Source organism: Herbiconiux sp. J20-20 (assembly GCF_057365085.1).
In genome coordinates this window covers 64805-90721 of record NZ_CP195122.1, presented here as the reverse complement: position 1 = coordinate 90721, position 25917 = coordinate 64805, and the positions used below count along the sequence as shown (strand labels likewise).

Sequence of the window (25917 nt, the reverse complement as noted above, 5' to 3'; positions counted from 1 at the left end):
TCGAGTCGGAACTCCCACGATCCTGAAAAGCGGCAATAGACGCGACGGCGACCCGAACTCCGAGACCGCGTCACTTACACGTCTACCGTCACCGCGTCGGGGTGGCCCGCGTCACGCACCTGGAAAGCGATTCGACCCCGCGGCGCAGAAGCGTACGGCATCGCGATCGAGATCAGCGTCACCACATCTTGGGGCGGAACCTCGTCAGGAAGATCCTTCACGAGGTAACGACCATCACCCGACTCGTACGCGAAGTTGATCAAGATCGCACCGCGGCGGCCCGCATCGTCAGCGAGCGGTGGCTCGCGGCTGTCGTCGTAGCGGCAGTCCGGAATCATCGCCCCTTCTTCGATGTCTGGGTTCGGCCACGTTTCGGGGTTCCCGGCGATGTACTCGATCACGCCTCTGTGTTTGGGTTCGCTTCCCGAGAAGTCTCCACGTCCGGCACGACGCTTTCGCTGGATGATCGGGAGATCGACCTCGAGCACCGTCCGCCGTTTCGCGTCGTCGAGTTCCGGCAAGACGATCGCAAAATCATTCAGCGTTCCGCGGGAGATCGCATCCAACATGAACTGGATGTCTGGGTCGATGTGCGAACCCCAGGCCATGTTCTTGAGAACGGCCAGCACCTCTTGGGCGCTCCGGAACGACACTCGCGCCGGGAATCGAATCGAGTCCGACTTTGTCTGCAGCAGCTCGCGCCGTTGCCCTGGCACGTCGATGAGTTTCAGCGCGAGGCGCAAGTTGTGCTCGTGCTTCTTCTCTCCATGCGCTGGCATGTTGAATCGATCTTTGAGCTGACCGCCACGCGCCATCATCTTCAGCACGGCGTTGTACATCCGGTTCGTCCCCGTGGGCTTGAGCCAGCTCAACTGTGAGAACACCATCGGCGGCACGTTTCGCGGCAGGACCATCGGCCGTCCCTCGTCGTCGAGCTCCGCAAAGGCGCGCAACTGATCGCGGAACTCTTCTTCGTCCTCCAGGATCGCCGTAAATGCGTCGTAGAGGTCGAACGACTTGCCGCGGGCATCGATGACATCCCGCCCGATATACAAGCGGACCAAGTCTCGGTAGCCGGGCCGATAACCGAACCACCGCCCCATCTGCATCAGAGTGTCGGCGGCCATCGCGCGGCGGCGATAGTACGACACCGTCAGGCCCTCCACGGTAAATCCGCGGCTGAGCTTTGCGCCTCCCACCATGATTCGCCAGTAGGGCCTGCGTGAGAAGTCCATTGCGTCGTAGTCGCTGTCTTTCGACCCGTTGACGATTACGACGGGGTCGCCATCAGCAAGGATTTCCACCAGTGCCTCGCCCAGGTGGGGCAGCAGTTCGTCGAAGTCGGCTGGGAGCGGCGCTCCCCAATCCCGCGCGGCGTGCACCTTGACGAAGTCGGCCAGGTACAGCTCACGCAGTCGGGCGAGGCCCCCGGGGCCGCTGAAGTCGCTCGTGGCCCACACGTCGCGAACCATGTCGGCAAGGTCTTTGTGCTCCGCCTGTTTGACTGATTCATGCACCAGCATTGTGTGGTGGCGAAAGCTCAGTCCATCGACGTGCTGTTGGCGCCAAAGCTTGATCGCGCCGCTCAAGACGAACGCGTCGAGGGCCTCCTGCATCTCTTCACGCTCAGCAGCGTCATCGTCAGCGCCGCCGCCGGCCAGGAGAGCGCGGACGTGCGCTTCCTCATTGGACATCCCTGACCCGCTGGGGTCCGACGCGACAGGGGCGAGGTCATGGAATTGCTTCCCGCCCATGTACTCGGCGGACGGCTCGAGGCTGATGATGAAGTCTTTGGGGAAGATGTCGGCAACATCGTCGGGCGACACGAAGACGTTCGCGAATGGGGTCGCAGTGTAGCCGAGGTACTGTGCTCGCGGTAGGAGCTTCAGCAGCTCAGAAATCTTCCGGTTGATCGCAGTTCGGTCAGCAAGCTCCTTCCGCGACCGTTTCGGGTTGGTCGTGTTGACGGAGGCCTGATCGGCTTCATCATCGATGATCAGTGTCGGGATTTCGCGTGAGTCGGCATTGATATCTTCGAGGTCGCGAATCAGCGACGTCAAAGCCGCTTTGTTCTTCTTGATGATCGCGATCCGCACGTCGGTGCCGTACAGGTTCTCTGGGTCGTACAACGGCTTGCTGGGGTCCTTCAGCTCCCCAGTACGCCGGAAGTCCAACGTGTCGAGTCCCGGCCCGAGGTGCCGGTAGTCCCGCTTTGCCGATGTCAGGCGCTTGATCGACGGCACGGTCGGATCGCGATTGATGTCAATCCCGTGCTTCAAGAACTTGTCGGCGTACCAGTCAGCGTCGTGATCATCGCCGATGTAGTCCACATCGCGAATCGCCTCGGGGTTGTTACGGTCTCGACCGCCGAGGATGTTCTCTTCGCCGATGAGTTCCATGTCAAGTCGACGCTGCGTCTGCCCGCGAAGCAACTCGATCGTTCCCGTCATGACGATGATCAGGCGATAGCCAGCATCCACCGCTTTGGCGACGATGCCCGTGAAGTTTGCCGTCTTCCCACTTTGCACATATCCGACGACGAGCCCCTTCGACTGATAGCTCTGAGGCGATGTGGGGTCGGCCAGCCGGCCGATGATGTCGTTGGTTGCCCGATCGAGCGAGGCGATGGTCCCCGCGTCCCACCCTTTGCGAGCCAAGACGCCTTCGTATGCTCGCCAATAGAAGTTGTGCGCGGCGCGGCGCTCGGGCAGGTACCACGGATCCCACGGCCCTGGTTCGGCGATGACGATGTCGCGCTGGGCGAGCACCGGAAACGCCGCCTCGAGAAGTTGTCGCGCCTCGAGGCTTACCTCGAGCAATTCGTACACCGCATCGCGGCGCGCTTTCGACCCGTTGGGTGTCCCGTCTGCCCAGTCCACGACGTCTTGCGCGTCCCAGCTCGAAAACGCCATGTGTGCTGCTTTTCGTGCCACGTCATTCGGATCGCCGGTCGTGATCGCGGCGATGAGCTCAAGCTCGGTCAACTCCGTACCGAGTTTGCGCAGTTGATAATTGACGTCGTCGACCAACGTCGTAGGGCCCGTGGCACGCATTGCCTCGAAAGCCGCGTGGATCCGCTTCTTGATGTCGGGCGTGATTTCGGTCATCGGGCAACCTCGCAGAAGTCACGAATCGGGTGGGGGGCGGTCGCATGCGGGAGTTTGGCCACGTCGACTCGATATGACACGGAACTCACCAGATTCCGTTGCGGCACGACCGAGTCAAGTCGTGCCCCCGTGATCGCCGGGAAGTCCGCATCGACCAGGTAGGCACGAGGCTCCGCGCGAAGCTGGAATCGCGAACGATACAGGTCGGCGTCAGCATCAACCCAGCCGAGCCCTTCGAGCGCAGAGTCGAAGGTGCGGCGGGTTCGTTCCAGATGCTGCCGAACACTCGAAATCAGGTCGCCGAGCGTGAAGGCGTTTTCCGCCTGCCCCGCGAGGGTGATCTGAATGGAGACGAGATACAGCGGCCGGTCGCCCGTCGGCTGAAGCTGGTTCTCGCTGCCGATCTGGTGGATGCGACCTTCGGAGCGCGTGGTCTTCACTTCCGCATCAATCGTCTCGAAGCCGAAGTCATGCTCTTCCGAAAGCGGCCCCAGCCACGACTGGACCGCGGCCTCTTCGCCTTCGGTCACGATGAGGTGGCGTAACAGAAGCAACTCTCCGATGAGTCCCGCTTCTTTTTCGTCAGTGAGTCGTTTTCTCGACGCAAGAAGCCCTTTGAGCCCGGCCACAGACTCGGAGACGGAGTGCCGGAACGAGGCACCGCTTCGAAGCTGATCAACGATCGACTCGATCAGCACATAGGCCTCGTAGTGCATGCGATCGGCGCGCACTCGCATAATGAACCATTCGCCCTGCTCGCCGACGATTGCGGTCCGCTCGATTTCGATTCGCTCGAACGCGGTGACGTCCGGCGTTGCCCCCGTCGCAGGGCAGATCAATCTGAGCTCATGATGTGGCGGGTCGATCTCGAGTCGAGCGCGAAGCTCGGCACTCAGCGTGAAACCCGCAGGGACCCCCGCGCGGAAGTAATCTTCGACTGTCTCCGGGCTCAGATGCGGCGGGGTGATGGGGTCGTTCACTCTTCGCTCATCCTCCTGGCTTGTTGCGCTAGTTCTTCGCGCAGTGCGGCGGTCAAGATCTGGTCCCAGGCGCTGATCTCTGCCTTTTCTCGAGTGCCCAAGTATGAGCCGTCGAAGTAGCGTGAAAACGCGATCAGCAGCAGTGTCTTGACGAACGGTGCGTCATCGGGGTCGAGGTCGCTGTTCGGCGCCAACAGCGCTCGGTACTGTTCGTTGAGCCAGATCGTCCGGCGCTCAACGTCGACGTCAAACGGCGACTCCGAGTCCATCACTCGCCACCGAATCGAAAGCTCGCCCGCCGCAGAGAGCTCAACGGAGTCACGAACTGCCGCAATCATTTCGGGGCCGAACCCGCGGTCCGGCCGCATCAGCTCAACCGCCCGCTTTGTGTACTGTCTCGATGCCGCTCGATCGCCTTCAGCGATTTGGAGGTAACGCGCGAAGTCGACTTCGCCGTCATCGGTGCGCGAGTTCCGAATCGCCGCCCGCAGGTCGTCGTTGAGCTCGAGGCCGGCCTTCTCAGGGTTGAGCGCGACGTGCTCCAGGAGTTCTTCATCGAGATCGATCGACACGCGGGCGTACTCGAGTTCTGGCCGGGCCACGGTCAACGTGTTCCACCCGCCCGCCTGCACGAGGCGGTCGCCGCGGTAGAAGAAGAAGCCTTGAAACAAAGTTCCCGGGCGCCCACCGAGCCGGAAGTTGGGGCCGCCGCTCTGCGCTGCGGGCCACACGTGGGCTTTCGCAACTCGGCTCACACCGCCGACCTCGAAACGAAGCTCGGCAGGTGCGGCTGCCATGGCCGCGTTGTACCCGAACGGGTCGATCGGTCGTGCTCGACGAGGTATTCCCGCGGAGCCCGAGTCGCGGTCGAAGATATCGCAACTGATCACAATCCGGTCGGTGGAGAGCAACCGATGAAACACAAGCCCCAGATGAGCAAGAAGCGACGTCATGCGCTCTTCGATCCATCGCGCGCGGTCTCCGGCATCGGCCGAGGTCAAGAAGGTGCGCGGCCGAGACCATTCAACGATCGTGCCGGTTCCGAGTGCGAACCCGGAGCGTGCCTGGTCGATCTCACGAGCAACGTCGTCGACGTCGAGCGTCGACACTGACGTAGGGTCGCGTGCTTCGATCGACGCCCCGGCCGGGGTCGCGCCGAGCCTCTGGCTGTACACGCGAAGCTCTTCAGCTTGGCTCAACGACGCTGCCTTCAATCCGACACCGAAGTGGCCGAGCTCCCCGTGCTCGTAGTCGCGTTGGCGCGCAAAGGTCATCGCCCCGTCGAGGTCGGACGCACTCATTCCTCGCCCGTTGTCGATGACCCGCAGCCCGACAATCGCGCCGCGCGATTGGATGAAACGCACGAGGAGGTGGGTGGCCCCCGCGTCGATCGAATTGTCGATGAGGTCGGCGACGGCGGTCTCAAACGAGTGGTGGCGGCCGACGGCGCGCGCGATTGCCGGGTCCGGCGGAATTCGCCGGGTGCCGGTGATGCGCGGGCCTTCGCGTGTCACAGCTCGCTGAATCCGTTCTGCGTGAAGCCGAGTGTGCGACCGTTTTCGCGCACGGTTCGCACTGTGTCATCGTCGAACCCGGTTCGCTTTCCTGCGTCGACCGTGAGACGGATCTCGAGGGTGTCGGGGTCAGCCCTCTTCAGGTGCTCGAGAAGCTCCCGCGCGATCTCACTCAGCGCTGCGGGGATGTCGACGCCAGGTCGAAGGTCAACGACGCCGCTGTACCGCGCATTCATGACCCGTTCCGGTGTCACCGTTGGTTGCTGCGGGCTTTGCCCGTCGACTCCGGGTACTAGCCGATCCGGGCCCGGCCTGTCGCCCGCTTCCGCATCGACCGCGGGTCGAGGTCGGTTGCGTTCAGCCACAGCCGGGTCTACCAGCACGGTCGAGTCGAGGATCTGTGGCGCATCATCCTCGATCGGGATCCGCAGCGCGTCGAACTCGCCATCGGTGAATCCAGCGGCAAGAGCGAATCCGCTCTGGGACCATCCGGGGTCACGCATGACCGCGCGAATCGCATCGTACAGAACCTGCTTTTCGCGTAGTCGCGGAAGATACGGGTAGCGGGCGTGGTACTCCCAAAGATCACCGGCCGTGATCCGTCCCTCGTTCCACGCTTTGCGGAGCGCACCTTTCAGCGCGATGGAGATCTGCAGCGGCGAGGTCTCCACCTGCACGATATCGGCGGTTCGCAAACGGGACCCGACGTACTGCGCGAGGCTTCCGTTTGCGCCGTCCTGTTTGGCCGCGGTGACCCGAAGCGGTTCAGCACCGTCGTTCTGTTCTGGGTACAACGCCCAGATCCAGGTGGCACGAATACGTTGCTCGACGATGGTGTTGTACTCATCGGCGCGGCGACGTGCTTGCTCAAGTTGGCTCTTCGAGTCGATCTCCGCCGACGTCGCCAATTGCGTCCACGCGATGTGCTGGCGCACCGCCTGCTCGAGTTCGACCCATCGCGCAGCGTCGGCGGCCAACACAACCAGGGTGTTCGCATTTTGCCGTGGGGCGGTTCCCCTGCGCGTGACGACGTCGTGCGCGAAGCTGCGCGCGCTCGAGTCTTTGCCTTTGCCGTCGTGCACATACTGCGGGTGGGCGATGACTAGTCGCAGCCGGTCGGTCTCCGGGACATCGGCTGTATCGTTCGGCGCAACGAGGACTTCCGCGAATTCGGTGGTCTGTCGCGGCTCTTGGCGAAGTCGACGAACGACCGCGTCCCAGACTTCTGCAACGACGAGTCCTTCGGCCCGTTCGACTGCGGCTCGGTTGATGGAAGGTTGGCGATCGAACCAATACCGCTGATTGTCGGAGTACAAATATGTGGCGCGGTCGGACAGCATCTGGAGCGCAGAGCCGAAGTTGCCGACGGTGTCGCCTGGCATCGCCACACCTAAGAAGACGCGTTGGCGTTCGATCCCTTTATGGGTGGCGCTCAGCGTCGCCGCTGAGCCCATGAACAGTGCGCGCGCAATGCGTCGCGTGAGCGACCGCGCACCAAAGAGCTGCCGTTCGCGGTCAATCAGCACGGGCGTCGCGTTGTCACCGTCGACGTCTCGCTCGATAATCGCCTTCCATGCGTCGTCGAGGTACCCGCCAACTTCGTCGCGAACTGATGCGACAGACAGCGGCATGGACCCCGGCATGATGAGGGGCGAGCTATCTTCGGCGGCGTACAGCGAGTGCACCACACCGCTCATCAGACGCAAAACACCGCGCGTACGCTGAAACCGCTCAAGCGTCGACCAGTCGCCGTAGAGCCGGTCGAACAGTTCTGGGTGGATAGGGTACGCGGCGCGAATTCGGCGCTCGTACGCGTCCTCGCGCGATTCGGCGGGCAGTTCCCCAACCCTCTCGCGATAGAACTGCATGAATCTGCGTGCGACGGCGTCGATGGTGCGCTGCGCTTCAGCGTCGGGCTCTTTGAAGAGCCGTCGTTTGACGATCTCGAAAGACTCGGTGCTGGATGCCGGAGTCCACCGGTAGGCGACACGCGAGACCACGTTTTGGAGGCGCTCCAAAGCGGCACGCCCGTTGGCTCCGCCGACTTCGAGGTCTGACGCTGTCGGCTCATCGTCATCACGCCGCACATCTGACGCCGGAATCGACACCAGCAGAAGCGCGCCGGGCACAGACTTGACCGCTTCGGTCAGCGATTGTGCGAACGTGAACTGCGTTTCGAAGCTGCCGCCAACCAGATCATCGCGCGCGTACAGACCGCGTGCGTAGGCAACCCACTCATCAATCAAGATGAGCGCTGGCGAGTGCGCGGCGATCAGTTCGCGCAGCGCGCTACCCGGGTTGGTGCCTGTGCGGTCAGACTCGGCAACCATCGCGTAGCCGTCGGACCCGCCGAGCTGCCAGGCCAGCTCGCCCCAGATGGTGTGGACGACGGTACCATCCGGTTTGGGTTGAGACGGCTGACCGGGCGCGAGTTCGTTGCCGACGATCGCGACACGACGGACTTCTCGCGCGAACAAGTTCGGATCGTAGTCAGCCAACAGCTGTTGCACGCCCTGGGGGTAGCGGCTGAGGCTCTGCCCACTGAAGAGATGCCAGACGGCAAGCATCGAATGGGTCTTGCCGCCACCGAACGTGGTCTGAAGGTTGATGACGGGTTCGGCGTTGCCGTCGCCGGCAATGCGGCGCGCAGATAACTTGAGCAGAGTTTGAAGACCGTCGGTGAGGTAGGTGCGCCCAAAAAACTCGACGGGATCTGAGTAGTCGTTGCCCGCTTCACCTTGCGAGACTTGATACAGGTCGGCCGCGAACTCCGCGGAGATGTAGTCACCGGAGGCGACGTCGGGATGCGGCTGCAAGACTGTGCGCCAGGCGGGAAGGCCGCTCGCCAAGTCGGGCAGCTTGCCGATCGCGGCTCGATCTTTGCGGGCTTCTTCGTCGCGGGCCGCGGCTTGAACGTCGAGCCGGAGTCGACGCACCTCCGCCGCGGGCTTGACCTCGTTAATCGCTTTGAGGAGCCGCTCGCACGTGTCGAGCGCGCGGTACGCGTCGTCGGGGTTAAATGCTTTGTTGTGCGCCCACGCGTTTCGCACTTCCCGAAGTTCCGAGGCAAGGTTCTGTTGCGCGCGCGATAGCACTGAGTTGAACAGATAGCCCTTTGGTGGGAACGGCTCGGTGATGATCCGAAGCATCAGCTGCGGGTCTGAAGCCTCGTAGGTCATCCCAGGCTTGTTGTCTTTCGCCGCGATCAGCTCCGGCCACTCCTTCCCGGCCTCAAGGGCTGGCGCAAGCGTCTGCACGATGAAAGGCCCAAGGGAGTCGGCCAGGATTTCGAGGGCTCGACCGATTCTGTCGCGATTCGACGTACTAACCACCATCAGCTCTCCAATTCGTCGAAGTCGAGTTGCGCCGCCACCTCGCTAGGCTGCACATCTGCCTCTGCGCGTGCCGCCGCAATCACTTCGGGCCAGGACGAGCCGAGAGCGTTGAACAGGATGCCAGCCGCGGTCATGCCGCGCTTCTCGGCAATCGAATAGAGCAGGTATGACAACTCTTTCGCCGCGGTCAGATCGACACCCCGCATTTCGGCCCGGTGCAAGATTCGCCCCGCCAAGGCGAGCCCGCCTGCCTCGTCGGAGAGCGCGCGGGCGATGTGCAGCACGATCTCCCACAAGGAGATGCGGTCGTCGGCCGTCGGATCGTAGTCCGCAGGAAGCTCATCCGGTGCGAACAGCTTGACTCTTCCGCCGCCGCTCGCCAGAACGCCACCGCGTGCCAGCGCCGCAACCGACGCGTTCTTTGCATTCGCGAGCGTCTCTGCCTCGCCGTAGAGCCCGGAGTCGAAACCGTGCCCTTCAAACCACGCCACACACCAACGCGTGTCGCCGTCAAAGTCCCCTTCTTGCTCGGCCAGAACTTCGTCGAGGATCGCGTTAATGTGCCGAAGCGCGTCGCGCACACTCATTTCGCCCCCGCCCGGCTCCACAATGCGCGAGTACTTCGAGAACACAGCCATCCCTGGGCCTATCGCTGCTTGAGCCATGTCTACAGGTGCGACCGACCCTTGCTGAAGTTCCCGGAGACGTGCCGGGAGAACGTCGCGCAATTCCGCCAACAAACCCCGCCGATCCAGAGGCGGAGCACTGGCTTGGCGCACCCGAAGAGCGAGCACAATCGACGATGCGAGCGCATTCGTACCCGAGGCAATCATCCTTGTGCCTCGTTCAGATCGAACTGGCCACGTCGCGACTATCGACCACCCCGATCGGATTAGTGCTGCCAGGAGCGTCGCCCAGCCTGTAGAAGATACTCCGTCTGAATTCGACTCAGATTGCTTGAACGCGTAATACACCGCAATCGGAAAGTCGTCCGCCGCAGTCTCGCGCACACGCGAGAAGACGCTCGCGAACCCCGTCTCAAAGAAGTCTTCGGCACCAGCCTTATTGCCGTGGCGGTACGGGTTCGCAACGAGCTCTTCTGCCTTTGGGACAAGCAGCGTACTTAGGAGCTCCGGGTAGATCGTTTGCAGAGACCGTCGATGCCATACATAGAAATAATCGGATAGGTCTGAGTAGCCGATATTGTCGTAGTAAGGCGGGTCGGTGCTTAGAAGCTCGGCCGCATAGCCAAGAGTTGAAGCGTCTGCCTGTCTCGCGGTCGCGCGACCACGTGCTGGCAACATTTCGATGACGTTCGCGACCCACTCAAACTGACCTTTGATGTTGCCTGTTGAACTAGAAAACGGATTGGTCTCTGGATAGTCCCAAACCATCGGCAAGGCGTGGCGGGTGAAGACATGAGCGACGAACTCGCCTGCAGGTACCCAAGTACACAGCGTCGAAAAATAATCCGTCGCACGCCCAATCGCGAGGCCGATATAGGTTGCAACCGCATCCGCGTACGCTTCCGCATCCAATCCGCCTTGTTCCAATCGCTCACCGCGACGGGCACCAGCCGCGAGCGCGTGCTCAAGCACACGTTCGCGCGCTTCGGCAACGAGATCGCTAAGAGTAGTAAGCGCCACGAGCTGCCGATTCGAAAACAGGTCGCCAAACGAACGCATCCCGTACGCTGGCGGCGAGAACCAACGCGGGTTTTCCGCTATCAGAGCCTGCGGAACATCGATCGGGCGCCCGGCCTCCGCGATCGTCGAATGCTCGCTGGACGGCGACAGATACTGACGTCTGCGATCGCCTTCCCCGACCACGGCTATCAGGCGGGCTTTTATGCCCTTGGCTTTCCCTTCACCCCGCAAATACTGCGTCGTCGCCGCACCGCCACAAGAAACACAAACTCCCCCCGCGCGACTAACCGTGCCGTCGTTCGCTGACGAGGGCGCCGCCGCGCTCGAGTGTTGCACCGAGAACTCCACGCGACCGTTCACCACCGCAGGTACAACGAAAGCTTCTTTGCCTTGTCTTTTGCTCAACCACCAGGAACGCACCAACGGCATCTCAATGCCACATGCTGGGTTTGGGCACGTGACGGTGCGCGCCCAGATCCAGGCAATTGCGGTTGTTTCCGACCCATCCGGCAACGTTGCCTTCGGATAGAGGTGACCGATGCGTTTCTGCGCCTCGTCCCGGACCCACTCGCCGTAGCGCCGCACGTCCTCTGCCAGACCTGTTGCGTTCGGCCACAAGTTACGCTGCCCCGCGGCATCGGGGAACACCGGCGCGCGGCCTGCGAACTTCGGCGGGATCTCGATGAGAGCCTTGTTGATCAGCACCGCGACAGGATTAAGGTCTGACGCATGCGCCTCGAGCCCAAGCCGTTGCGCCTCCAGCGGAATTGTGCCGCCACCCGCAAACGGGTCCAAGATCGCGGGCGGGTGGCCATCTGTTGAACGCATGATCTCGGCGCGCACTTGATCGAACAGCGCCTCGTCGCCGAGGTTGTCCCAATCGACCATCCGCTCGATGAGGTCGAACAGTCGAGCACGCTCCGCGTTCACGCGCGCCTCGACTGCAGCCTCCACATCGGCCTCGCCCGCCGCCTCGGCCTCGGCGCGATAGGCGTCTTCGAAGTTTGACGGGTCATCGACAAGTTGGGCGAACAACACCGCACGAGCGGTTGCCAACGGTCGCCGCGCCCACCACAAGTGCAGGGTCGACGGGTGCCCGTGCCGGATCGACTTCTCTCGCGCGGACTGCTTGTTGATCGCCTCCAAGGGCAGAGCGACTTCAATCAGTTTGCGACGCGGCATCCGGCAACTCCTGGCAGATTCGAGCTGCGCCCAGCGCGCAGTCGACCTTTCTCTCATGCTCTACCGACACCGTCGGCAGAGTCTGGATCGACTCTATTGGGTCTTGACGACTCCTCGTGAAGACCAGCCGCGTCGCGTCCAACCGCGGTCCCCTCCGCCGGCTACACTCGCGACTGTGGTGAGGCAAAAAGAGATCCGGGTGCTCGACCTATTTGCGGGCGTCGGTGGACTCACCGCAGGATTTCACGCAGCAGCTCCCGAGCGCTTCCGCACCGTGCGTGCCGTCGAAATGGACCATGCTGCCGCTGCGGGCTACGAGGCAACCTTTGGCAAGGACGTTGCGTACGCGGGGTCCATTCAGGACTGGCTTCGCGACGACAACGTCCCCGAAGTCGACGTCGTCGTCGGCGGTCCCCCATGTCAGGGCTTTTCAACCCTCGGCAAACAAGATGCCGAAGACGAACGCAACTCGCTTTGGCAGCAGTACGCCGAAACCATTCGTCGATCGAAACCGAAATACTTCGTCGTCGAAAACGTCGCAGCGTTCGCCAAGTCTTCGCAGTTCGGCGACTTCCAAGCTGCCGTCGCCCCCGACGGATTCCTTGCCGACTACGACTTCGACCATCGTGTACTCAACGCGGCCGACTTCGGCGCGCCCCAGGCCCGGAAGCGGGCCGTCCTCATCGGGCACCATCGAGACCTCGACTTCCCCGGGTTCCCCGACCCCACGCACAGCGCGCACCCCGAGCGAGATGGTCTGCCTCCGCACCGAACGGTGCGCGACGTTCTCCAGCATGTCCCCGCAGAACCCGATCGCGATGCCCGTTTCTCGCAGCGGACGACCAACTTCAACGGCAAGACATACGCGGGGAGCTTCGTCGCGCGCGACCTCCACTGGAGCCGCAACTACTCAGAGCTCTCGCTCAACCGATTCGCGCACATCAAAGAAGGCGAAAACCGCTTCGCCCTGCCCGAGCAACTCCTCGCCGCATGTTGGAAGTCGCATCGAAGCGGCTCTGGCGACGTCATGGGCCGGCTGCACTGGGATCGCCCCGCCGTGACGATTCGCACCGAGTTCTTCAAACCCGAAAAAGGCCGGTACCTTCACCCCGACGCGCGCGTGCTTCGTGCGATCACCCACTACGAGGCCGCGCTGCTGCAGGGGTTCCCCGAGACCCACCGATTCATCGGCTCGAAGACAGCCATCGCTCGCCAAATCGGCAACGCGGTACCAATTCCGCTCGGGAAGGCGATCGCGGCGCAGCTCGCGCACAAACTCTGACATTCCGCGCTAGCCCCACCCGAACACCCCCGATCGCGGGTTTGGCGCATGTCAGTGGAACTCGACAGAATCACAACTATGGTGCAGCTGGGTTCAAACGCTTCCGACGATGAGTCGATCGGCGACCCGGTCCGCTCGGACAAGTTGCCGCCTGACCCCCGAATCCTCGAAGCGATCGGCCTGCAGCACACCCTCGAAACCGCGATCGCGGACATCATCGACAACTCGATCGATGCCCACGCGAGCGCCGTTCACGTCCGCTTCGTCGTCGCCGATCATCGGCTCCAGCACATCTTGATTGCGGACAACGGCGATGGCATGGCACCCGAAGAACTCGGGAACGCAATGCGGCTCGGTGCGCGCCGCGTATATGCCGATGACGACCTCGGCCACTTCGGTGTTGGCCTCAAGGCGAGCGCCTTCAGCCAAGCAAGCGTCCTGAATGTCGTGACGCGGTCGAGCGGGTGGCCAGCGTGCGCCATCCGAATCCAACGGTCGGGCGACCTCAACGAGATCGTCGCAGACGTCTTCGCCACCGCCGACGCAGAGCATGCGCTCGCCGCGCACGACGTCCCGGCCGCTCCCTCGACCGGCACACTCGTGCGACTGACCGAGATTCGACTCGCATCACACGCCGACGAAAGCAGCGTCCGGCGCGCATGGCTCGACAAGAAGATCCACTCGCTTCGCGAGCACTTGGGTCTGACGTTTCACCGTTTTCTCGCGAACGAGCGGCTCGCCATCACCCTCGACACCTACGACGCCGACGTACGTGCGCCCGGGATCCGATTCCATCCGGTCGCGTTGGACCCCTTCAAGGTGACGACGGGCAAGCTCGGCTACCCGCAGACGCTGCGGACTGGCGCCGATCACGGCGCAGAACTACCCGTTGTCTGCCATGTGCTGGCGCCCGGCGCGAACGGGCCGAACGTCGCACTGTTCGGCACCTCACGCGCCGAGTGGCAAGGCATCTACGTCTATCGAAAAGACCGACTTCTGCGTGCGGCGGGTTGGGATGACGTCACCGAGAAACGGAACGACCTCCAGCTTGCCCGCGTCGCCATCGACATCACGCCCGAGACTGCCCACTGGTTCGGGATGAATGCGGAGAAGAACGGTGTCGTGCTCCTTCCGGCTCTCGTGCGCGCGCTCCGTGCCGCCGAGCATGACGGGCGTTCCTTCATCGACTATCTCGACGACGCTCGGGACGTGTTCAAGCAGTCGAACCGACGGGAGCTCAAGCTCAAGCCGGTCGCCACAATCGGCTCGGGCATGCCAGCGGAAGTCGAAGATGTCGCGCAAGAGCTACTCGGCTTCCGCGAACACGAACGGTCCGTCCACTTCAGGTGGCGGCGGCTGCTGCCAACTCGGGTGTTCTTGCTTGACCTCGACCATTCGACGATCTGGCTGAACGAACGCCACCGCGATTTGATGCGCGCGGGCGGAGCAGACGAGGGCTTTGGCCTCGTCAAGAGCATGCTCTTTCTCCTTTTGGAGAAGCACTTCTCGTCGACACACCTCCAGCAGGTCACTCTGGATCAAATCGACGCATGGCAGCAGATAATCGGCGCGGCACTGGGGATCCCCCGCGACACTACGACCGCGAACTCATTCGAAAGCGACTCCCTCAATCACCTCGACGGGTTCCAGACGCCGATCGGTGTCGCAGCTAGCCCGGTCTCCGCTCTGCCTGCGCCTCCGCCTCCGCCTCCGCCAGCTTCCGAGGCTCAGGTTCGCGTTGGGTCGCAGTCCGTGTCGCAAGTGGAGCCGCGGCTGGCACTTCCCGACGGGATGATCAACTTCTGGTCCGACCCCGAACCCGCACCACGAGGGCTGCCCGACGAAGAAATCGAAGTCGACGGGCTGCGGGCGTACCGCGCGAAACTCGGCCGGTTTCCGCTCTTACGCGCCCAAGACGAAGTAGCTCTCGCCCGTCGAATCGAAGCTGGCGTGCTTGCATCCGCGACGTTCGCCGAACTCGACCCCGACCAACAACGGTCGACTGTCGGTCGGGAGCTCGCTTGGGTCCAACACGACGGTCGACGCGCCTTGGACGCCATGGTGGCAGCGAACCTGCGACTTGTCGTGAACATCGCGAAACGGCACCGGGGCTCAGGATTAGACCCGCTCGACCTGATCCAAGAAGGCAACCTGGGCCTACTGCACGCCGTCGAGCTGTTCGACTACGCGCAAGGTCTCAAGTTCTCCACATACGCAACGTGGTGGATTCGACAGAGCATCACCCGTGCGATTGCCAATCAAGGGCGAGCGATCCGACTTCCCGTGCACATGGAGGAGTTGGGGCCGAAAGTCCGCGAAGCACGCCGGGCTTTGATCGGCGACGGATTCGACGAACCGACGTCGAGCGCGATTGCCAAGCACATTGACGAACCGGAGGCAAAGGTACAGCTGTACCTGCGCATGTCACGAACGCCGTTGTCTCTGGATGCGAGCGTCATCGATGGGGACTGGGACGACATCGACGGTCTCGAAGTCGACGAGTACGGCGCGCCGACGACGTCGGTCACGACATTCGGCGAAACGCTCGACGACGGCAGCCACGAACGGATGGTTGAAGAGGTCGAGCGTGGTGAGGCACGACGAAGGATCGACGCGGTCGTGGACGGCCTCGACGAGCGCGAGGCCGAAATCGTTCGCCTCCGTTTCGGGCTGTGGGACCGGGAACCGTGGACGCTTGACGAAGTCGGGCACGAACTCGGCGTGACGCGCGAACGCATCCGCCAACTGCAGGCGAAGTCTATCGGCGCGATCGGGCCCGCCATCGCTCGCATCCTGGGACGCGCGTACGTCGGCGAGCCACCGGCCGTGAAGGAGCGCACAGCGGCGGCATCGTCGCCAGCACTACGCCCTGCGCCCGTGCCGACTACCGACGGACGCGCCCGGAACGTAGCTTCAGCGAATCTGGGCTCCTTCGCAGGTTCGGGACGTCAGCCATCCTTCTCGCGAGGAAGGCCGAACTCTTCGGCTCGGCTGGCTGCCAAACCAAGTGCAGAGCGCGACTGGTCGCCATCCGAGCTGAAACGACTCGTCTGGGACTATCGCGATTTGCGAAACATCGCACAGGCCGCAAGTGCTGGCGGCTTCGACGAACGGGACGCCGCGGTCGCATTGACGCGGCTACTCCTCTGGGATTCCGGGCCACTCGACGACGCAGCGAACGCGCCCCACAGCGCCGCTCCGTGGACTCCCGAGGAGTCAAAGCAAGTTGCTGCCGCCCACCGCGCGCGCACCGGCCTCGCGCAGATCGCAAACGCGCACGGGCGCACGCAGCTCGAGGTCGCGCGCAAGTTGCTTGATCTAAAAATGGTGTGGGTGCACAAGCACTTCCTCGAACTGTCTGTTGTCGCACGCGCCTGGTCAGAGATTCGGGACAAGCTCCGCGTGGCATGAGGCCATTTACGCGCCACTGGCGCACCAAATGTCGGCGGCTCCCCTCAAACTGATCGACTCGCTGCTCGCGGGTATCCGATCTCACACGAGGAGCCCCCATGACCGACCCGAACTACACCGCCCTGCTGCTCGTCGTCGACCGCTCCGGCTCGATGATCACCATCCGCGACGAGATGGTCGACGCGCTCAACGGCCTGCTCGCCGAGCAGTCCGCGCTGGACGGACTGCTCACCGTCGACGTGGTCATCTTCGACGGCGTCATCGAGCACACCCACACCATGGCCGACGCGCGCACCGTGCGCATCGAGCTCGAGCCCCGCGGCGGCACCGCCCTCATGGATGCGCTCGGCGCATCCATCCAGATCTTCGGCCAGCAGCTCGCCGCTCTGCCCGAGCATGCCCGCCCCGAAACCGTGCAGGTGATTATCGTCACCGACGGCCACGAGAACTCCAGCCGCGAATACGACCACGACATGGTGCGCGACCTCATCACCCAGCAGACCGAGCAGTACAACTGGGACTTCGTCTTCCTCGGCGCTAACCAGGATGCCGTGCTCACCGCCCGCGACCTCGGCATCGACCGCGACGCCGCCCTCACCTACGACGCCGGCGCCGACGGGGTGCGCGGGATGAGCCGCTCCACCAGTCGCTACATGCGGGACGTGCGGGCGAAGCGGAAGCGCGGGTTCGACGAGGGTGAGCGCGGGGAGGCGCGCGGGGCGTAGGGGGCGACCGGCGCGGATTGCCACCCGAACTCGGGGGTGCCTCACCATCGTCGGTGAGGCACTCTCAGACCGTGAGCGATCTTCGGGAAAGGGTGCCCGGCCATGCCCTCATTGACGAGTTGCTGCGACAGCGGGAGCGCGGCGCCATCCGGCCCGGAACGGAAGCCGGCAAGCTCGTGATCGATGACGAAGCGATGAGCTGGTATCGCGGCGTCATCGGCGAACGACATGTCGCCGCGCTGCTCGACGAGCTCGGCGACGGCTGGACGATCCTTCACTCGGTGCCCATCGGTGACCACGGCGATATCGACCACGTGGCAATCGGCGACGCTGGCGTGTTCACCATCAATACCAAGTACAGTCCCGGCGCCTCGATTTGGGTCGCAGGGCGCACACTCATGGTCGGCCCCCGAAGCGTGCCCTACGTCAGCAAATCCCTCCGAGAAGGACGGCGTGCGTCTGAATTGCTCTCGCGCGCGTCAGGAGTGACCGTCCCAGTGGTCTCACTTCTCGTATTCGTCGAGCCCGAGCGAATCACGCACCGTCGTCCTCATCAGCCCGCACCAGGCGACCCGGAATTCTTCGTCCTGTCCGACGAGCAGATCCCGCACACGCTGCGGGGCCCGTCGGTCTTAACCGCAGAGCAGACGGCGAAAGTCGCGGCGGCAGCCTGTCGGCCGGAGACCTGGCAGCGCCTTCCGCGTAGGTCAAGCGATCCGCGAGTGGTGTTGAGCGAATTTCTCTCGCTGGAGACGCTGATCGGCGACGGATGGCGGCCCGGAAGCCAGACCAACGCCACCGTGGGCAGCTCACCGAGAACGACGACCGCACCATCGCCGGAAGTGCCCGAGTCGGCCTCGAAATCGCAGGTTCAGCCAAGACGAGGTCGCTCACGCGCCGACGTCATCGTTCGCGACTTCCTCATTCCGGCGACGATTCTCTGGGTCTTCTGGATGTGGGTGACGAGCCTCTAGGTCTTCGGGACGCACGAACGTGCACACCGTGCGCACCGGCATCGCGACGCACGCAGTCAGTTCGCACCGACGAAGTCCTGCACCCATCCACGGATCTCGCCGAGACACGCATCGTCGACCCGGCCCGCCACCGCGAGCAGCCTCGCGCGCGACACCGTCAGCGGCTGCTCGGTCACCGCGAAGCTCGGCGCATCGAGCCCGGTCGGACCCGCCAGCCGTATGTGATTCGACCAGCCCCGATCGCGCGTCGTCACCGGCACCACGATCGCCAACGAGTCGACGATGTCGAGGTACTCCTCCCCCGCGATGACCACGAGCGGACGACGACCCGCGTACTCCCGACCGGTGGAGCCCCCGAGGTCCGCCCACACGACGTCACCGGAATGCAGTTCGAGCACGAGGTTAGGATGCCGCGCCGGGCACATCGGCGACGGCCGCAGCCTCGGCATTGGTGTACTCGGCCGCCAGTTCGGCGCGCTGGGAGGGAGTGAGCGCCGCACGCTCGACCCGCATCCGTCGGAAACGCTCGGCGCGGTCTCGCTCCGCCATCAGATGCTCGATGACCCCCGCGACGGTGGTGTCGCGCGAGCGCGCCTCGGCATTGAGCTTGTCGCGAAGTTCACTCGGAACCTTGATCGTCGTCGCCACCATGCGCGAAGTATACGCGCGGTATACCCATCCGCGCCCGTACCCCCACAACGTGGCATAGCGCAGCCTCGCCGCACAACTGAGGATGGTTCTAGTATCGGCGCGACTGGGGGTGCGACATGGGGGCAGGCGACTCTGCGCGCCTCGAAGCGGAACGGCAACTGCTGGTGCGCGATGCGCACGCCCGGGCCGCGCGTGACGCGGAGGCCGACGCGGCTCGATGGATGGCCGCCTACCGCACCGAGAAGCGCACCGCCGAGGCGCTCGCCCCTCTGACCGCGCACGGCTACCACCTGCTCGCCGACCGGCAGTGGCCGGGCAGCCGCCGCGCCCAGGTCGACCTCGTCGTCATCGGCCCTTCCGGCGTCTTCATCGTCGACACCAAGGCGTGGGCCGACGTCACCGTCGCTGCCGGGCGGGTGTTCCGCGACCAGGCCGACGTCACCGACGAGTTCGACAAGCTGGTCTCGCTCACCCTCGACACCGAGGCGGCGCTGGCCGAGATCGGACTCGCCCCCGGCGAGGTGCACGCTGTCGTCGCGTTCGCGGGCAAGAAGAACATCCGCGGCGAGGTCGGCGCGGTCGACCTGATCGGCGACGTCGACGTCGCCCGCCACGTGCTGAAGCGCGGGCAGCGCCTCACCGCCAACCAGGTCAACTCGGTGCTGCGCGTGCTGACCGAGTTCTTCCCTGTCGTCGGGGCGCCCGCCCCCGTCAACGTCACCCTGCCCGAGCCGATCGCACCCTCCCCCGCGACGACGCTCGACATCCCCGAGCTCCCCTCGGCCGACGAAGTGCAAGCGCTCCACCTCGAGAGCATGCTCGCTCCGCCCATCGAGGAGTGGATGGCGTTTCTCCACCCCGATCAGGCCAAGCTCGTGCGCCGCAGCTTCGGCGGACCCGCCCGCATCCGCGGCGCTGCGGGCACCGGCAAGACGGTGGTCGGGCTGCACCGCGCCGCCTACCTGGCTCGCACCCGCCCCGGCAAGGTGCTCGTCACGACCTACGTGCGAACCCTGCCCGCCGTGCTCAAGAATCTGCTGACCCGCCTCGCGCCCGAGCTCACCGACCGTGTCGAGTTCGTCGGCGCCCACGCGTTCGCGTTGCGGGTGCTGAAGGAACGCGGAGTGGCCGTCCGGCTCGACGGACGCAAGGCATCCGACGCGTTCTCGACCGTATGGCGAACGAGCAGCGGCGACCTGAAGCGTCTCGAGAAGAACGCGGACTACTGGCAGGAGGAGATCGAGAGCGTCATCAAGGGCCGCGGGTTCACGGTCTTCGAGCAGTACGCCGACTGCGCTCGGATCGGCCGCAAGCGCCGCCTCACCATCGACCAGCGACGCGAGGTGTGGGATCTCTACACGGCCTACGAGCAGGAGCTGCGCCGACTGCGCGTCATCGACTTCGCCGACGTCATCCTGCTCGCCGAGCGGGAGCTGCAGCGCGAACCCCTCGACGGCTATTCGGCCGTGATCGTCGACGAGGCACAAGACCTCTCCTGCGCCATGGTGCGCATGATGTGGGCGGTCGCTGGCGACGGGCCGGATGCCTTCACCCTCATCGGCGACGGCCAGCAGACCGTCTACCCCGGCGGATACTCGCTCGCCGAGGTCGGCATCTCGCTCGCCGGTCGAGGCGTCGTGCTCGACGTCAACTACCGCAACACCGCCGAGATCCTGGAGGCGGCCGGACGCATTGTCGCCGACGATCAGTACACCGACATCGAAGACGCGGCGACGATCGGGTTCGAGGGCGGTGGTGTGCCGTCGCGCCACGGCCAGCGCCCGATGTTCGTGCGGTTCGACTCGCGGCGCGAGCACGACGAGGCGCTGTGCGCGCGGATCCGCTCGCTCGTTCAATCGATCGACACCGACCTCGGCGACATCGGAATCCTCTGCTCCACCAACGGGCAGGTGCAGGCGGCGCAGACGCTGCTGGCGGCGCAAGGAATCCGATCGGTCAATCTGCTCGAATACACCGGCACGCAGGTGGATGCGGTCAAAGTCGGCACGGCCAAGCGTGCGAAAGGTCTGGAGTTCAAGCAGGTGCTGCTGCCGTGGACGAAGGCTCACCTCGTGTCACCCGCCACGGTTCGCACGCTCGAAGGCGCCGAATCGCTGCTCGAACGGGAGGAGCGCGAACGACGCGAGCTCTACGTCGCAATGACGCGTGCACGCGACGGACTGTGGGTCGCCAGCGTTCGCAGCTAGGCGTCCCGCAGTCGGCGCATCAGAGCACCCCCGCGAGCTCCTGCGCCGCGGCCGTCGCCACGATCACCGCGGCAACCAACGCCACCGCCGCCGAGATCAGCATCGACACCGCCATGATGCCGAGGCGCAGTCGGAGGCGCGACGCGGGCACCAGCAGGCGGGCGACGACGATCGCGGCGTAGGCGAGCACCACCACGATGGCGGCCGCCGGGGCGACGCCCGCGGGCGGCAGGGTCGTCATCGGCAGCAGCACGGCGAGTGCCATGACCGTGAACAGACCGCCGACGATCAGCCAGACGCGGCCCGAGGAGCGCGTGAGCGCTGGCTGGGAGCGGATGCGGGTGGGGTCGTCGTTGGGAGTTGTCACCGTTCTAGGGTGCGACTGTGGGGTTGGGGTGTGCTGGGTGTTGGGTTTCGATACGCCGCCAATGGCGGCTACTCAACCCGCTAGAGCGCGGTTTCGATACGCCGCCAATGGCGGCTACTCAACCCGCTAGAGCGCGGTTTCGATACGCCGCTTCGCGGCTACTCAACCGGCTCAGTACCAGACGGAGAGGTGCGGGGGCACGGGCGAGCGGAGCAGCACATCCGCGGCCACCGCGTCGCCCGGGGTGCGCTCACGCAGGCGCCCAGCGGCCGAGAGCGTCACGGCGGACACCCCGCCGAGATAGAGGCTCGAGAGCTCGGGCACGCCGAGCGACAGCAACGGAACGCCGTCCGGCACCGCGCCGGCCGCGCGCACCGTGGCATGGCCCGCCAGGTCTGACTCCAGCATCCAGGCGCCGTCGGCGAAGCCATGCGGATCCGTCACCTCGAACGCGAGAGACCCCGCGGCCGAGTAGCCGCGTGCCTCGAACGCCGCAACGACGTCGAGCACGCGCACATACTCGTGCTCGATCGTGCTGACCTTCGCGGCGCGGAAGTCGGCGAGCATCCAGCGCAGCGGCTCGTCGACGCTGCGCAGCCGCGCCGTCACCTCGCGCACCAGGTCGAGCTCGACGACGAAACCCCACAGCGCCGCGGAGGCCTCCGGCGTCGCGTCGAGCAGATACTTGACGTCGACGCGGTGCTGCGTGAAGTCCTCCTCGCCGCCGGACACCGTGTAGATGACGACGCCCTGCACGACGCCGTCGGCGTCGAGATAGCGCACCGCACGCAGCTTCTTCGCCTCGGCCTCCTGCGACGGCGCGAGACCCGCGATCTGATCCCACCGCGACGCCCAGACGGCGATCTCGCCGGGACGCTCCGCGCGCACCCGCTCGTGCAGTGGCGCCACCTCTGACCGGAAGTCCTTCAGCGAGATGAACTCCACCCGTCCCGCCTCGGTGCGGCGGCGCAGCGGACGGGCGCGGCGCGACTCGATGACCCAGTCGGTGGCGAGCACGGCGGGCCCGAAGCCGTAGCGTCCGTAGAGCGTCGACTCCGACACCGTCAGAATCGCGACCGGAGCGCCGAGAGCGGATGCGGTGCGCAGCTCCGCCTCCAGCAGCGAGCGCGCGATGCCCCGGCGCGTGTGCGTCGGGGAGACCGTCACCGAGCTGATCGCCCAGCCGGTGGTGGTGCGGCCGCCGGGCACGCTCAGCTCCGTCGGCCAGGAGTTGATCGTCGCGACGGGTTCAACCGTGTCGGGGGTGGCGTCGTCCCAGACGCCCGTGGTGCGACGGTCGCCGACACCCGCGCGGAAGAACGCGAGAGCGTCGTCGGCGGCACGGTCGAGGTAGAAGCCGCGACCGTCGGCCTGCGTCCACGCGTCGTAACGCGCAATTCCTGCCTCGGTCTCGTCGAGGCCGTCGACGAGGGAGAGGGTGAGGCGTTGTTCGGCCAGGCGGGCGCGGGAGGTTTCGTCGATCGGGTGCAGGCGGTAGTCGCTCATAGGGTTCCAGCGTAGGCGGGGGTGCTGGGTTTCGATACGCCGCTGCCGCGGCTACTCAACCCGCAGAACCGCGGTTTCGATACGCGCGCGGGGCGCGCTACTCAACCCGCAGGCGGGCGTACTGGCCGGTGTCGGCCCAGGCGCCCTTGAACCAGAGGTCCTCGAGGTAGTGGGCCTCCTCCACCATGCCGAGGCGGCGGCAGAGCGCGATGGAGCGGTCGTTGCGCGGGTCGAACTCGGCGGCGACGCGGTGCAGCCTCAGCGTGTCGAAGGCGAAGTCGAGCAGCGCCGCGGCCGCCTCGGTCGCGAAGCCCTGACCGTGGGCGTCGGGGTGGAACGTCCAGCCGATCTCGGCGGCCGCGCTGCCGGGTTCGGCGAGGGCGAAGTACAGGTCTCCGATCACCGCTCCGTCGTCCGTCCGCTCGACGGCGAGCTGCCAGTAGTCGCCGCGGGCCGCGAGCGTCGTGTGCGCCGCGTGCTCGGCCAGCTTCGCCGCCACCTCGTCCCGCGTCCGCGGCTCGAACAGCAGATAGCGGCAGACATCCTCGCGGCTCTGGTAGCGATGCACCGCATCCAGATCGTCGGGGGTGAGCAGCCGCAGTCGCAGTCGCTCCGTCCGGATGCCAGGAAACTCGGCCGGAAGCGCCGGGTCGGGCGCATCGCTCGACTCCGCGCCATAGGGCACGTCGCGCACGAAGTCCCGTCCTGCCGGCGCGGGCGCCCCCGCCTCCGCCGCCGCGAACTCGCGGTCGAGCACCGCCCACACCTGCAGGTTGCGCCAGCCGCCACGCAGCCAGCCGAAGTGCTCGCGCTCGGCCTCGATGCGCATCCCGAGACGCCGGCACAGCGCCGCCGAGGCGAGGTTCTCAGGCCGCACCCAGGCGAACACTCGGTGCAGGCCGACCCGGCCGAACAGCTCGCGCAGCAGGGCGCGCGCCGCCTCGCTCGCATAGCCCTGCCCCGCGAAATCCGGGTGCAGCGCCCAGCCGACCGTGGCGCTCGCGTTCTCGACGCTCGACAGCTCGACGTGGATGTGTCCGACGACGACACCGTCCTCCCGCCGTTCGATGGCGAGCATCGCCACGTCGCCGTCTGCCGCCAGCACTCCCCCGGCAGCCCACACGGTGATCTTCTCGGCGATCTCGTCGCGCGAACGCGGCGCGAAGGGCAGGTAGCGGCAGACGTCCTCACGCGACTGCACGGCATGGATCGCCTCGAGGTCGCTCCCGCGAACCACCCGCAGCCGCAGCCGCTCGGTTTCGATCGGCCCGACGGTGTGCGGCAGCGCGAGCGTGCCGCCGCCCCCGGCCGCTACTGCTCCGTCGCCCATACCGCCTCCGCCACGACAGGTGCGATGGCCCCCGCGACGCGCGCGTAGTCCTCCGAGGTTCCGAGCATCTTGCGCGTGCTCGGCGCGAGCGAGGGCACCAGATGCGCCCCCGGATGCCGGTCCACCCAGTCGGTGGTCGTCTGGTTGAGCTTCGCGATCGCCTCCGTCACGTGGCGGCGCACCCACCGCGAGACGGGGAGGTCGCTGGGCAGGCTCGGCGCCAGCACCACCACGAGCGGCGGCTCCCCCGCGGCGACGGCGGGTTCCAGCAGCGCGAGGTCTTTTCGCCACCGCGCGCTCGGCCGCAGCCGGAATGCTTCGATCAGACCGACGAGCACGACGCGCACGTGCGGGCGCGGGGCGCCGGTCGGGCGCAGCCGGGGTGCCATGTCGGGCAGGTCGGCACCGACCTCGCCCCAGGCGTCGATGCTGACGCCGCGCCCGAGCGAGGCCTGCAGCAGACGGCTCAGATGTCCCGCCAACCCGAGCTCGGCATTGGTGACGCCGATGCTGCGCACCATGCCGCCGCCGACCAGCCGAACGCGCAGCATGTTGTCGCCGGGGCGGAGCATGCTCGGTCCGGTCGGAGCGACCGGAAGGCGCCCATCTCTGGCGAATCCGCGCATCACCGCACGCTCAACGGCACGGCCGCCGAGCAGGTGGATCAGGGTGTGTGTCAGGGTCACGGCACTTCACGGTACCGCTCCCACAGGGAAGCGTCGAGAGACTCAGACAAAGCGCGCCGTCGCCTGCACGCGCGACCGCACCTCGAACAGGTCGGTTCCGCCGGTGCCGATGCCGGCGATTCCGGTGCGCAGCAGCTGCACGACGCGGGGCCGCTGCACCAGCAGCGCGTGCGCCCCCTTCACCATGCCGAGCGGCACGACGTCGGCCGGCGCCGCGCCCTCCGGCACCACGATGACGAGTCCCGAGAACTTCACCTTCGCCGCACGCGCGAAGAATCGAGCCCGCGCGCCAAGCGCCTTGAGCGGCTGCTCGCCGGGCTGCAGCCCCGGTCCGATGATCTCGCCCCGTTTGACCTTGACCGGCTCGCCCCAGTCCTCGCTCAGAATCCCCCACAGCCCGGTCGGGCCGAGCACGATGTGGTCGAGCTTCTCGACCTGGCTCATCGGCGTTCCGCCCGGATGCCCGACCCCGATCCGCGAGGGCGGCCCGCCGCCGACCCCGGTCGACACGTCGTGCCAGACGGTGAAGCCGATGCCCAGGGTCGAGAGCACGCGCGCCGTGTCCTCTTCGGCGATCGCGGAAGCCAGCAGGTGCTTCACCGTGTGCGGTGCGCGGCGCAGCAGTGCCGCGTCGTAGGGGTCGGCGATGGTGACGCCGCGACCCACCCACTCGCGCAGCTCGGCCAGATACTGTTCGCGGAACCAACCGCCCGGATGCCCGTGCTGGCGCGTCTGCGGACGCGTGTCCTGGCGCGGCGGCGGCCCGCCAGGCGCCCAGGTGCGCCCCCCGATCACCGGTTCACCGGCGCGATCGAACTCCTCGCGCGCCTCCGGCGTGCCGATCAGCTCCCAGGCGCGCTGCACGCGGTGGAACTGCTCGACGTTGCCGCCGGAGTCGGGGTGCGTGGCGCGCAGCTGCTTGCGATAGGCCTTCCGCAGCTCGTCATGACTCGCCGTCGCCGCAACACCGAGCACCTCGTAGGGGCTCGCGGACAAGGGAGAATCGGGCATCGG

17 protein-coding genes are annotated in these 25917 nt (G+C 65.6%); 5 read left to right on the top strand and 12 right to left on the bottom strand.

From position 1 onward, the window contains the following. Positions 1 to 74 precede the first annotated feature (74 nt). The 5 genes from ACR3ZA_RS00410 to ACR3ZA_RS00390 are packed head-to-tail and all read right to left on the bottom strand — an operon-like array spanning position 75 to position 11764. The gene (locus ACR3ZA_RS00410) at positions 75 to 3107 is read right to left on the bottom strand and encodes a Z1 domain-containing protein (RefSeq protein ID WP_473659054.1); all 3033 of its coding nucleotides are present in this window, start codon (positions 3105 to 3107) and stop codon (positions 75 to 77) included. After that, entirely contained in the window at positions 3104 to 4087 is a 984-nt protein-coding gene (locus ACR3ZA_RS00405) for a PD-(D/E)XK motif protein (RefSeq protein ID WP_473659052.1), read from the bottom strand. The genes ACR3ZA_RS00410 and ACR3ZA_RS00405 overlap by 4 nt, the downstream gene beginning before the upstream one ends. Further along, a complete protein-coding gene (locus ACR3ZA_RS00400) occupies positions 4084 to 5601 on the bottom strand; it encodes an ATP-binding protein (RefSeq protein ID WP_473659050.1) in 1518 nt (505 codons plus the stop codon). Before ACR3ZA_RS00400 ends, ACR3ZA_RS00405 begins: the two co-directional genes overlap by 4 nt. Further along, positions 5598 to 8936: a Swt1 family HEPN domain-containing protein gene (locus ACR3ZA_RS00395; RefSeq protein ID WP_473659049.1), complete on the bottom strand. Its 3339-nt coding sequence runs from the start codon at positions 8934 to 8936 to the stop codon at positions 5598 to 5600. The genes ACR3ZA_RS00400 and ACR3ZA_RS00395 overlap by 4 nt, the downstream gene beginning before the upstream one ends. Then, the gene (locus ACR3ZA_RS00390) at positions 8936 to 11764 is read right to left on the bottom strand and encodes a DUF1156 domain-containing protein (RefSeq protein ID WP_473659047.1); all 2829 of its coding nucleotides are present in this window, start codon (positions 11762 to 11764) and stop codon (positions 8936 to 8938) included. The genes ACR3ZA_RS00395 and ACR3ZA_RS00390 overlap by 1 nt, the downstream gene beginning before the upstream one ends. A 175-nt stretch (positions 11765 to 11939) precedes the next feature. On the opposite strand from ACR3ZA_RS00390, the gene ACR3ZA_RS00385 reads away from it, so the two are divergent. From ACR3ZA_RS00385 to ACR3ZA_RS00370, 4 genes are all read left to right on the top strand, one after another. Beyond that, positions 11940 to 13046 (top strand): DNA (cytosine-5-)-methyltransferase, encoded by a 1107-nt coding sequence (locus ACR3ZA_RS00385; protein WP_473659045.1) that lies wholly within the window; start codon positions 11940 to 11942, stop codon positions 13044 to 13046. Between the two features lie 78 nt (positions 13047 to 13124). Beyond that, complete coding sequence (locus ACR3ZA_RS00380; RefSeq protein ID WP_473659043.1) at positions 13125 to 16457, top strand: sigma-70 family RNA polymerase sigma factor; 3333 nt, start codon at positions 13125 to 13127, stop codon at positions 16455 to 16457. A gap of 98 nt (positions 16458 to 16555) precedes the next feature. Continuing rightward, the gene (locus ACR3ZA_RS00375; RefSeq protein ID WP_473659041.1) at positions 16556 to 17182 is read left to right on the top strand and encodes a VWA domain-containing protein; all 627 of its coding nucleotides are present in this window, start codon (positions 16556 to 16558) and stop codon (positions 17180 to 17182) included. 71 nt (positions 17183 to 17253) lie between these two features. Continuing rightward, complete coding sequence (locus ACR3ZA_RS00370) at positions 17254 to 18156, top strand: NERD domain-containing protein (protein WP_473659039.1); 903 nt, start codon at positions 17254 to 17256, stop codon at positions 18154 to 18156. Positions 18157 to 18212: 56 nt separating this feature from the next. Here ACR3ZA_RS00370 and ACR3ZA_RS00365 read toward each other — a convergent pair whose 3' ends face one another. Next, the gene (locus tag ACR3ZA_RS00365; protein WP_473659037.1) at positions 18213 to 18554 is read right to left on the bottom strand and encodes a type II toxin-antitoxin system PemK/MazF family toxin; all 342 of its coding nucleotides are present in this window, start codon (positions 18552 to 18554) and stop codon (positions 18213 to 18215) included. 4 nt (positions 18555 to 18558) lie between these two features. Further along, the gene (locus tag ACR3ZA_RS00360; RefSeq protein ID WP_473659035.1) at positions 18559 to 18807 is read right to left on the bottom strand and encodes a hypothetical protein; all 249 of its coding nucleotides are present in this window, start codon (positions 18805 to 18807) and stop codon (positions 18559 to 18561) included. A gap of 116 nt (positions 18808 to 18923) precedes the next feature. On the opposite strand from ACR3ZA_RS00360, the gene ACR3ZA_RS00355 reads away from it, so the two are divergent. Then, positions 18924 to 21014 carry a UvrD-helicase domain-containing protein gene (locus tag ACR3ZA_RS00355; RefSeq protein WP_473659033.1) on the top strand — a complete coding sequence of 697 codons (2091 nt, stop codon included), beginning with the start codon at positions 18924 to 18926 and terminating at the stop codon, positions 21012 to 21014. A gap of 19 nt (positions 21015 to 21033) precedes the next feature. On the opposite strand, the gene ACR3ZA_RS00350 is transcribed toward ACR3ZA_RS00355, so the two are convergent. The 5 genes from ACR3ZA_RS00350 to ACR3ZA_RS00330 form a co-directional block, all read right to left on the bottom strand. Beyond that, positions 21034 to 21381, bottom strand: a complete 348-nt coding sequence (locus ACR3ZA_RS00350; RefSeq protein ID WP_473659031.1) for a hypothetical protein — start codon at positions 21379 to 21381, stop codon at positions 21034 to 21036. Positions 21382 to 21552: 171 nt separating this feature from the next. Next, positions 21553 to 22887 carry a GNAT family N-acetyltransferase gene (locus ACR3ZA_RS00345; RefSeq protein WP_473659030.1) on the bottom strand — a complete coding sequence of 445 codons (1335 nt, stop codon included), beginning with the start codon at positions 22885 to 22887 and terminating at the stop codon, positions 21553 to 21555. A 97-nt stretch (positions 22888 to 22984) separates the two neighbouring features. Continuing rightward, positions 22985 to 24217, bottom strand: coding sequence for a GNAT family N-acetyltransferase (locus ACR3ZA_RS00340; protein WP_473659028.1), 1233 nt, complete (start codon positions 24215 to 24217; stop codon positions 22985 to 22987). After that, entirely contained in the window at positions 24199 to 24903 is a 705-nt protein-coding gene (locus ACR3ZA_RS00335; RefSeq protein WP_473659026.1) for an SGNH/GDSL hydrolase family protein, read from the bottom strand. Before ACR3ZA_RS00335 ends, ACR3ZA_RS00340 begins: the two co-directional genes overlap by 19 nt. A gap of 42 nt (positions 24904 to 24945) precedes the next feature. Next, a complete protein-coding gene (locus ACR3ZA_RS00330; protein ID WP_473659024.1) occupies positions 24946 to 25914 on the bottom strand; it encodes a DnaJ domain-containing protein in 969 nt (322 codons plus the stop codon). Positions 25915 to 25917 lie beyond the last annotated feature (3 nt).